9 protein-coding genes are annotated in these 10,418 nt (G+C 64.9%); 8 read left to right on the top strand and 1 reads right to left on the bottom strand.

What is annotated here, in order from left to right:
- The first annotated feature begins 384 nt into the window (after positions 1–384).
- From BUC15_RS17665 to BUC15_RS17635, 8 genes are read left to right on the top strand one after another with little or no spacing between them, the layout of a single operon-like run.
- Positions 385–1,779 carry an SAVED domain-containing protein gene (locus BUC15_RS17665; protein ID WP_073191067.1) on the top strand — a complete coding sequence of 465 codons (1,395 nt, stop codon included), beginning with the start codon at positions 385–387 and terminating at the stop codon, positions 1,777–1,779.
- 10 nt (positions 1,780–1,789) lie between these two features.
- On the top strand, positions 1,790–1,939 hold the full coding sequence (locus BUC15_RS20110; protein ID WP_175558400.1) for a hypothetical protein: 150 nt from the start codon (positions 1,790–1,792) through the stop codon (positions 1,937–1,939).
- 6 nt (positions 1,940–1,945) lie between these two features.
- A complete protein-coding gene (locus tag BUC15_RS17660; RefSeq protein ID WP_073191064.1) occupies positions 1,946–4,558 on the top strand; it encodes an RAMP superfamily CRISPR-associated protein in 2,613 nt (870 codons plus the stop codon).
- Positions 4,558–6,048, top strand: coding sequence for a Cas10/Cmr2 second palm domain-containing protein (locus BUC15_RS17655; protein WP_073191061.1), 1,491 nt, complete (start codon positions 4,558–4,560; stop codon positions 6,046–6,048). Before BUC15_RS17660 ends, BUC15_RS17655 begins: the two co-directional genes overlap by 1 nt.
- Positions 6,045–6,626: an RAMP superfamily CRISPR-associated protein gene (locus BUC15_RS17650; protein WP_073191058.1), complete on the top strand. Its 582-nt coding sequence runs from the start codon at positions 6,045–6,047 to the stop codon at positions 6,624–6,626. The genes BUC15_RS17655 and BUC15_RS17650 overlap by 4 nt, the downstream gene beginning before the upstream one ends.
- Position 6,627: 1 nt before the next feature.
- On the top strand, positions 6,628–7,902 hold the full coding sequence (locus BUC15_RS17645; RefSeq protein WP_073191055.1) for a hypothetical protein: 1,275 nt from the start codon (positions 6,628–6,630) through the stop codon (positions 7,900–7,902).
- A gap of 1 nt (position 7,903) precedes the next feature.
- Positions 7,904–9,241, top strand: a complete 1,338-nt coding sequence (locus BUC15_RS17640) for an RAMP superfamily CRISPR-associated protein (RefSeq protein ID WP_073191052.1) — start codon at positions 7,904–7,906, stop codon at positions 9,239–9,241.
- The gene (locus BUC15_RS17635; RefSeq protein ID WP_073191049.1) at positions 9,238–9,669 is read left to right on the top strand and encodes a hypothetical protein; all 432 of its coding nucleotides are present in this window, start codon (positions 9,238–9,240) and stop codon (positions 9,667–9,669) included. Before BUC15_RS17640 ends, BUC15_RS17635 begins: the two co-directional genes overlap by 4 nt.
- A gap of 301 nt (positions 9,670–9,970) precedes the next feature.
- Here BUC15_RS17635 and BUC15_RS17630 read toward each other — a convergent pair whose 3' ends face one another.
- A complete protein-coding gene (locus BUC15_RS17630) occupies positions 9,971–10,402 on the bottom strand; it encodes a hypothetical protein (RefSeq protein WP_139280348.1) in 432 nt (143 codons plus the stop codon).
- Positions 10,403–10,418: the final 16 nt, after the last annotated feature.

The raw sequence follows: 10,418 nt of genomic DNA, 5'->3' as shown, positions 1-10,418 counted from the left end.
ATCCACAGAGCCGGGCCGTAGCCTGTCGTGGGTCGCGCTCGCGCCCAGCGAATCCTTTCTGGAGCATCCTCGCCCGTGTGATCATGCGGGCAGGATGCTTCCCAGACGACACCACCTTCGTCAGCCTCGAACGATAACCGGCACTCAACGTGCAACCGAACCGCGTCGATCCTTGTCCAAACCCCCAACGCGGCGGGTTGTGTGCGAAGTGACTGTCACGCCTGCCGACGCTGCAACGGTTGCGCGGGCGCCGTGGGGTCGTGGGATCTGCTGCGGAAGCATCCTCAGTCCGCTGGGCTCAGCCTTCCGCACTTTGCGGCCTGTCCGTCATATACCGATGCAGGTTCAAGCGGAGCAGGCGCCCGGCGTCGGAGGGGAATCAGGATGGACTCGTCAGCGGTCTTCGTGTCGTACCGCCATGGGATGGAGGGTGACCGTCTCGTCTCGCGCGTCGCCGCCCTGTTGCGCTGCAGTGGGTTCCGGCCCTGGATCGATAACCGAGACGTGGGGGCCGGGTACATCGAACAACGCATCACGGAGGCGCTCGACAACTGCGAGGCCGGGGTGCTCGTCGTGACGGACGACCTCGTCAACAGCGACTACGTGAAGCTAAAGGAGCTTCCCCACATGATCCGTCAGGTGGCGAAGAAGCGGCTGCCGATGATGGTGGTCAACACCTACCGGGACCCTGAGACGGGCCGGGTGGACATCCGCAAGCCCGATGAGATCATCGACAGCGTCACGAGCATCCCTCTGATAGACATCACCCAGGCCGATGTCCAATCCGGGCAGGGGCAGGAGGAGTTCGTCTACGGGCTCCTGCGTCGTCGCGGTGAGCGCTGGGTCAAGAGCCACACGACCCACCTCACTCTTTTCATCCAGACGGACCCCGGCGATGCTGTCGCCACGACCGATCTCGAGCTCTCCTTCGAGGAGTCCGATGCGGGACTCCCAAACGACGAGTATCGCCGGGCCATCGCGATCGGCCTTCCTGCCTTGTCCAGAACCTGCAAGCGGGCCGACATCGCATCCCTCGAAATCAGTGGGCGCGCCCGGCTCTCCGTGGCCATCACGCTCGGTGCCATGTTCTCGCGTCAGGCCGGAATCGAGCGTTTGTCCTTGAAGGGCGGCTGGGGTGGTTTGGAGGACGATTCCGCGACACACGGCGTTGAGTCGACCACCCTTGCCGAGGGCGACGGTGACAGCGTCGCCGTCTACATCAAGCTCACGAAGGACGGGTCGGTGCCCACGGGAAACGATCATGCCTTCACCCGGCTCCTCGAGAAGGAGCACCCGCGGCACGCAGTCAGGATCGACCTGACCGGCGACGGTTTCATCGAGCCCGGGGAGGGTGCCCGGCTGGCCTCTCAGATCGGCGGCATCATTGGGAAGCTCGCCGATGAAGCGGATGTTTCGCGCGTACACCTCTGCCTCATCGGCCCGTTTCAGATGGCGGTGCTGATCGGGCGCCAACTCAATCGGTTTGACACCACCGTCTATGAGTACGTGGATGGAACCCGCAACTACCTACCGCTGTTCCGGCTCCGCCCCAGCACGGCACGACCCATCACGTCACTTGGCCACGAGCAGAGGCGCTTCGACGAACTCCGCAACCTCACCCCGCACACGGTGACGGTCGTCCGACGATGGCAGCCCGATCCACTCGTGGCCCGCTGCCGATCACTGGGCCCGCCTGTCCGAGAACGCCGACGAGCAGGCAGTGGAGGTCGGGGGCACGTCCATCGCCTCCGCGCAGATTGCCTACGCGCAACCGGTTGATCTGCCTGAAATGCGCGACGGGGTCGGCCTGATCGTCCCCCGGGTCCTTGCCGAGAGGGTGCGCCGCCCCGACATGCTCTTTCCCGGGGGAGAGGTCCGAGACGCCACCGGCGCGATCGTCGGCTGTCGCCGGCTCGACACCTACAGGGAACAGGAGTAATGGTTCATGAGATGCATCGCCTACGTCACGGCCGGCGGTCCCAGCGAGGACAAGGAGATCGTCGAGGTCACGCCGCTGACGCCTCTTCCAGTGCAGGTCGACGGGTTCACCCAGGTCCTTTCGCAAGGGCGTGAGGTCGTGGCCGTATCGGCTGAGTGGCTCGAAGGCAACGAGTTACCAGGGTACTTCGAGCTGGACCTTGAGGACGACATGGTGGGGGTCCTCACGAGGTTGGAGCTGACTCCAACGTCGCTTCTTCGCGGAAAGGGGGCAAACGCGCTCCTTGTCGGGGATCCCGGGGTCGAGGTCACGTCTATGGACACCAGGAGCCCCGGCTTCCCGCTCCCCGAGAGCTGGCGGGACCGACTCCTCCAGCGCAAGCCAGAGTTGGCCGCGGTAGAAGCGTCCGGGCATCGGCGTCTTCTGATCTGGATCGGGCCAACTTCCTATGAGCAGTGGTACGACGGATGCAGACGACGCGATGCCCAGCGAAGCGAGGAAATCAAGGAGGGCAAAGCACGGGCGGCGAGGCTGGAGCAGGACCAGCTCATCACAGCGGGCACGAACTTCGTCAACCCATACACGTTTGTTCCGCTCCCTGCCAGCGTGTACAAGACGGCTCCAAACGGGCACGCTCAGGCCATTGCAGGTGGGCTGACCGGGTACATCGATGCGGCCTTCCACCTCCAGACCCCCATGATGCTGGCCAATGACTTCCAGCCCGAGGCCGACGGCGGTTCCGAGCGTCAGCAGGCGGTCAGGGTGCCGGGCTCGGCCGTTCGCGGGGCCGTGCGTTCCCTGTATGAGGTGATGACCGAGAGTTGCCTGTCCGTAATCGACCCGGACTATCGGCCCGTGCACAGGGCCACCATCCAGGTGGATCCTGAGGCGTGCCTAGCCGTCGTCACGCGGATGGCGCCCGACGGCTCACCCACCCACGTGAGAACCACCTCGGAGGTGATCTGGATCCCCGCGAAGTTGCTGCACAGCCACTTCGCCAGCCCGGCAGGACTTCGCTCGGGCCAGCGCATCCGGTTTGATGAGACCAAGGCCTCTGTGCGCCCATTCGGCAAGGTGGCTGGCAGAGATGTGACGCGGAACGAGCTGGAAGAGGCTGGCGCAGATTCCATAACGCTGGCGGACGGAGAATTGGCCAGCGGAGATTGGGTCGTGCACGTTGCGGATGCCGGCACGAAGGGCCTGCATCCGGTAGGGCGGATCTTCGTGGCCGCCGGAAAGCTCGATGCCACAGACATTCCGCTGGCCGTCGGGGCCTGGGATGACTACCGCGAGCGATGCCGCGGGTCACAGGATGTCCAGCAGGGCCAGCTGGCCAGCGGTGCACCTGCGTGGAGCGATTCTGCATGGTCCGGGGTGCCCGTTGAGCACGTTCACACGCCAAAAGGTGGCCGGAAGCAGCGAAACATCATCGGAACACGTCGCAAGAGCGACGGGGCATTGGGGGAAGGTGATTCGGTCTGGGTGACTCCCGCCGCCGACGGCGCCACCGGGCTCAAGGTGTCGGCCTCCTGGCGTGTCTGGGGGAAGATGCCGGTCCACGATCGGCTGCCCGACAAGTCGCTGCTCCCCTGCACCAACCCCGATGCTCTGTGCCCAGCCTGTGCGCTCTTCGGGTTCATCGAGCAACGCCGCGTCACCCGGCAACGTCCTGGGAAGACAGAACAGAACGCCTACGCCTCACACGTTCGGTTCCCTGCCTTCTTCGAGACTGACGGCCCGGTGGGGATCCGAGAGATCCATCCGCCGCCCTTGCGTTCACCCCGACCGAGCGCTGGCAGCTTCTATCTGGCGCATCCGCAAGCGCAGCCCCCGCTCTGGGAGAGCGGGAAAGCGCGGTTGGGTCAGCCCACAAGCCACTGGGGAGCCGACGACACGCCGGTGCGCAAGATCGCGGGGCGGAAGTTCTACTGGCACGGTCAGGAACCCTGGGACAGCGACCCCACCCCGCGGCAGCGTCGACGGGACCACTACCCGGCGCCCGGGGATCCGAAGAACAAGGACGCCAAACGCTGGCTGATGGATGCAGGCAACACCCTGACGGGCCGGATCCACTTCGAGAACATCACCCGGGACCAGTTTGCATTCCTTCTGATGGCGCTCGATCCCCGGCGCCTCCGGGATCTCGATACGAACGACACGGCAACCGAAGAGCTTCAGACGCACCTGGGAGGCGGCAAACCCCTCGGGTTCGGCAGCGCCACCGTGACCCTGATGCATGTCGCCGTAGAGGATGCCGCGGGCCGCTACCGCGAAACCGCCGACGCCGTCGATTCAGAAGAACTCATGGAACTCAAGGCCCCGGTGCCACCAGATGCGCCTTGGCTGCCGGGCCTGGTGAAGGCTCTCACGAGCGAGGCCGTCCCGGCCAATCGGATCTGGTACCCCACTATGGGCAATTTCAACTCCCGGAGCGAGGATCAGCAGGAGGCGTTCGACGAGAGCTACGCGTTCTACGCCGCCTTCTCCGGGGCGAATAAGCGGAAGGGAGCCAGCGGCGCCAACAGGAGCGCCCCCAGGCCCGTCAGCCGGATGCGGACACTGCCGAGGATCGACGCGCCAAGCCAATTCATGACCAACGAGTACCCGCAGGAGAATTGATGTTCTACGCGGCCGTCGGCATCAAGCAGATCCAGGCCCACCTCGCCCGTTCCCGCCATCTCTGGGGGCGCCGCGGCGCCTCCGACATGCTGTTCTACCTCACAGATGTGTCAGGCGTGGCAGATGGCATTCAGAGGAGCGACCGCAACCTGTGGACCGTCACGGAGATCCTCTCCACCCATCCCGGAGTTGCTCTCAATCCTGACGCTGCCGATACCGACGGCGTCGTACAGCTGATGAGCGCGGACCGGGCGAAGGTGGAAGCCGCCGCACGGGAGATCGCGATCAACGTGAAGCTCCATCTTCCCGCTGCCACCGTCGAGACCAGCATCCGTGAAGCAGCCACCTTCGTCGACACCCTCCGGGCCGAGCGCGACGCCCAGCCAGCAGACAATCGCGCCTACCCGTCATCGGTCATTGAGTTCCCTCTGGCACATCACTGCGACGAGTGCTCGTCCGCGATGGCATCCGGAAGGATCACCGTCAGGGAGCAGCAACTGAGGTTGTGTAGGGACTGCGCGTCACGTGCGCCCGGGCCCCGGAACGTCACGTTGCAGCGAGCGCGCGAGACGCCGGTGTCTGGCTTCATGGTCGAGCAGCGCATGCTGCGTGATCTGAAGCTCAACCAGGTGGAGGATTTCAAGCAACTGGCGAAACTCGGCCGCTTGCCAGAGGGCCACGCGCCCCGTACATCCACCGACAATCACATCGCGACGATCTTCGCGGACGGCAACGGGCTCGGAGCGCTCTTCGACCACCTCCGAGAGGACGCGATCGAGAAGGGGAACACCGGTCACCTTCTCGACGTGTCCAAACGCATCAAGAACGCGACCGAGGACGGCTTGAAGGCCGCCATCAGGAGCACACTCTCTCCTGAACGGGATGGCGCCATCATGGCGGCCATCCCTCACATTCTCGGTGGCGACGACGTGCTGGTGAGCGTCCCGGCCACGAGGGTATGGCCGTTCCTCCGGGCGTTCATGACGACGATGAAAGACAAACTCAGCGATGAGGCCTTCGAGGGTGCGGGGTCGATCAGCTTCTCGGCCGGCGTCGTGATCTGCCATCAGGCATTCCCCATCGGCGACCAGGTTGAACTCGCCGAGAACCTGCTCCGCAGGGCCAAAAAGCAAGTCTACGGCGATGGTTGGACGTTCGCCTGGCAGGACGTCACCAACGAGGGAACCAGCCCCGGCGACCGCGTGCTGGCGATGGAAGACTGGCCGCGGCTGGATGAACTGATCCACACCGCAAAGAACCTGGGTGAGGAACGCAAGGGCAACACCGCTCGGGCGACCGTCCGGTCCGAACTGCGAATCCCCGACATCGAAACGCGATCATTGCGTCTGCGCCACCTAGCGGACCGACTCGGCGGTGCCAAGGACCTGTTCGACCTCGCATTCGGCAACTCGTGGAGAGAAGGAAACGTGACCGACGCCCACACGAGCGACCTCCTCGCAGCGCTCAGCATCATGCGGTGGCTGGCATGAACACCATCACCGTCACCATCAAGTTCAACTCCGCGTTCCGCATCGCGACCGGCCAGGCCGACGACAAGGCGGACCAGGTGCTCGATCACGGCAACCCGCTCCCAGGGCGGTCGCTCAAGGGCGATCTCCGGGCAGCAGCCCGCCAACTGCTCCCCGCGACACAGAGCGGCGACGACACCTGGCGTGACGACCCGCTGGTGGAGGAGGTATTCGGAGCCCCCGGCGGAGACGGATGTCCCTGGCATTTCGGCGACGGTGTCCTAAACGATGTGAGCTACCGAACGCGGGCGAGGATCGCCCTCGACCCCCGAAGGCGCGTCCGCCCCGGAGCCATGCTCATCGGCGAGGAGGCGCGCACCACCGTCGCGACCCAGACGATCAGCCAGACCGGCACCCTCACCGAAGAACAGCGGCGGCTGCACGGCGCACTCCTTCGCGTGAGCGCCACCCTGATCGACGGAGTCGGCCACGGTCGGCGCCGCGGCATGGGATGGGTCTCGGTCACGACGGACTCCGAACGAATCGAGGATGACGTGAACCTGGTCATGCGGTATGTGGCAAGCCGGAGGGAGTCCTGACATGGCCGTCGAATGGCTCAAGGTGACCGCAACCTGCCAGCAGGAGATCACCATCGGTACCGGTGCGACCCGGGCCTTCATGACACCCACCAACGACTTCATCCCCGGCAGCGTGGTGCGTGGAGCGCTCGCGAAGGTCTGGCGCTTGGCGTATGGAGATCGCCAACCCCTCTTCAGGCCGACGTTCGATGGGGCCGTCCGATTCGGGCCACTGCTCGCTCAGGGAAGCGACGTCGGCAGCCAATCGGTGTGGCGCTGCAAGTATCACCGGAATCACTCCGAGCCCGAGCACGTCGACGGCGCATTCGCCTGCCCGCACTGCGGCCGGCAGGGGATCACGGACCCCTGCCCGGCCTGCGGCGTGCCCCAGGCCAAAGCACCTTCCATGTGCAGCCGCCCAGGGGAACCGCTGAAGGGAGCGGTGGCATTCGGGACGCAGGTCAAGAAGGTGGTTGCCTCGACGGCTATTCACCCCGACCGGATGACGGCCCTGGAATCGAGCCTGTTCGCTCGGGAAGTGTTCCCCAAGGGAACCGTGTTTTCGGGGTACATCGTGGGCGACACGGAACTCAACCAGAAGCTACGGGAGTTCCCGCACGTGACGCTCGGAGGGCGTCGGTCGGTGCTCGGATCGGTAGAACTCAGCCTGGACCCCACGCAGGCCCCAGAACCGATTCAGACGCGCGGCACGGTGATTCTGCGCACCATCTCGCCCACCATCCTGGTCGACGACACCGGGGCGCCGACCACCGATGTTGCTTCTGCGTTCCCCGCAGGGAAGGTGGAACGGATCTGGGGTGGCCGGCTGACCATCGACGGGACGAGCGGCTGGCACGCTGCGTCCGGGCTTCCGAAACCGGGAGACCTGGCACTGGCTCCGGGGATCGTCGTCGCGCTGTCCGGGCTGGGGCCAGACCATCTCAGAGGGATCCTCGATGAGGGCATCGGTGTTCGTCGGCCAGAGGGCTTCGGCTGGCTTGAGGTCGTGGAAGCCCCTTGGCGACCGCCCCAGCGCGCAGAGCAAGGTGTGACGGATCCTCGGCTCCCAGACACGAACCGGCCAGATCTCGAGTCCTTCACACCACGTGAACTCAAGTGGCTGGCGGGCTGGTTGCGCGACTCGCGGGAATGGAACGCATCGCACTACCCGGCGCTTTGGGACACCACCGTCGGCAAGAACCTGAACCATCACAAGAGAACCATCGTGCGGAGCACGCTTGAGACTACCGCTCCGGGGACCCGGACGGCACTTGCCAGCGAGTTGGAGCGGAGCTGAAATGAAGATCACGTATCTGAGGGTCGATATTGAGCCCACATCTCCGTTCCGGGTGGGATCGCTGGGAGGCGTACGTAACGCGCTTGCTGTCGAGACTGACTCAAATGGTGTTCCCGTCGTACCCGCGTCCGGCCTGGCCGGGAACTTCCGCGTGCACATCGGTGAGGCCGAGGCGAACAGACACATGGGAAGAGGCGAGAGCACAAAAGGCGGGAGCCTGTTCGTCGCCTCAGAACTCTGGTTTCTTGGCACAACGCTGGACGAGACGGCTGAGAAGCGCCCACGCACGGCCACCGCGATCGATCGAAGGCGCCGGGCCGCTCGCAATGACAGCTCCCACACCGTCGAGGAGGTCTATGACGCTACCCTCATCAAGCTCTACCTACGCTATGAGAGCCCGGCTGAGGACATCCTCGACCTCCTGGCCACCTGGCCCGTGCTGATCGGGGGCGGGGTCAGCAGCGGCCTTGGGCAGGCGCGCATCACAGGAATCAGATACCGGACACTCGACATGTCCAAGGCCGAAGACGTGCTCGCGCGGGCCAGCCTCAGCGCGCCAGGGGCCGAAGCCCTTGACACGCTGCTCGCCGATGCGCCCGACTACCTGGCTGAGGACGGGGCACCCGCCCCGGCTAAGGGCATGCCGGTGGTCTTCAGCGCCTCCTGCCGTATTCAAGGTCTCAATGTTCCCGTCGATGCCCTTACCGACGAACCCAGATCTGACCACTTCTGGTTCCGAGGCACGAGCTGGAAGGGGGTGCTGCGAAGCCGGGTGGAGTACATCGGCAGGAGCCTCGGCCTTGATGTGTGCGGCACCGACGGGGGCACCTGGGACGGATGCGGACGGTGCGGCGTCTGTGAGGCCTTCGGGTCGTCGGCCACCGGCGTAGGCCGATGGAGCTTCTCGTTCACGAAGCTCGCGGAGGATGCCGCCCGGACAGACCGCACCCGCGGTGCGATCGACCGGTTTACTGGTGGTGCCGCGGAAATCTCGAAGGGCGACGGCGGTGGCACCAGGAGTGGAAGGCTGTTCCCCGAGCGCACCCTGAGTGACGAGAACGCCAGGCTCACCGTCGGCCTCCTGGTCGAAGAGGAGTTGGATCCGAGGCACTTCTGGGTTCGCAAGGCGCTGCTACTGGCGCTCCGCGATCTCGATGAGGGTTTCATTGGCATCGGGGGCCGCACCGCAACCGGGCTCGGAACCGTGACCTTCGACAACCTGACGCTCGGCTCGGACCTGGCAGATACGGAGCTCGAGCCAGAGACCGGGCTGAGTTCGGTGCCCCGGATAACCCAACAGGACTTGGATGCGGCCCTGCAACCGAAGGAGGAGCAGTGACTCTGGATGCGATCCCGACGACAGAGTACCGACATCTGGTCGGCTGGGGAGAGGTTGCCTGGGCGAAGCTGATCGCGGCAGCCTGGGAGCAGGACCTCATCTGCGCCTGGGCCGACTACGACGGTTTCCGCATCGGCCCATGCCCCTCCAGCGCGCCCCCGTATGGACACGTCTGGGGGTGGTCCAAGGATGGGGGAACGCTGATGCGCGGCCGCGTCAATGGGTCTGACGTCACCGTCGGATGGTTGCATCGTGACTATAGAGAAGGCGGGTGTGCCGTGCCCTGCGTATCGAGGGACATGGTGACCTGGGATCCAGCCTACGATCGCATCCGACCCCGCCTGGCCAACGGTACGTCCATCCCTTCGAAGATGGTGATGATAGAGGTGCTCGACGGGATGCCCGTCACGTTCGTGGGAGCTGGCTGAGGCCGCGTTGCACGGATAGCCACTCTTCGCCCATTGGCGGGTGTGCGAGTGTCGGGCGGGCACAGTGCTTGCGATTTGCGAGCTGCTGCATACATCCCTGGCCGTTCGCGCGCACGATGCTCGGAAACGCGCCTCGTTCGGGGAGCACAACGAAGCCCTACACGATCTCCCCGACGACACGACGCGGCGGGCAGTGGGGCATCGAGATCAGCAGTCTCACGGATCAGGCCGATGCCTGCGTCGGGAACCATGCTGGACGTGTGTCTTTGCGGTTAGGGTCCGCGGTCACCGCAGTGCCAGGTCAGGAGAACGACCTGAGCTTTTGGTCAAGGGTCCAGATCTCCACTGTGGCGGCGATGCCCTTCTTGAACTGTTCACGTTCCACGAGGATCGCCACATCCCCGGATCCGAGAGTCTTGTTCGAGAGATGGGTCAGCAGATCGCTCCCCGTGGAGGCACCCTCCACGAATCGCTCCAAGAACTCTCCGTTCCAGGCGACATCCCGCACGATCCAGGGAGGCTCGGCGGTTCGAGCGAGTTCAAGTGCACGGACGAACCTCTTTGCCGCACCCCGTCGATCACCGCTGCATTGGGCTATGTGGTTGCCGGTTTCGATGATCGTTGTCACAGGGAGAACGAACGTCACGTTGTGCGCGATCCTGCGCTCCATCTCGGCCGTGATCTCCGCGTGCTGGCCGTTGTGCCCCGGCACATCAAGGAACTCGAGGAGCACACTCGTGTCGATGAAC

The organism is Tessaracoccus bendigoensis DSM 12906 (genome assembly GCF_900141915.1).
Classification (GTDB): domain Bacteria; phylum Actinomycetota; class Actinomycetes; order Propionibacteriales; family Propionibacteriaceae; genus Arachnia; species Arachnia bendigoensis.
Note: the sequence above shows the minus strand (reverse complement) of the source record. Positions and strands in the feature narration are given on the sequence as shown.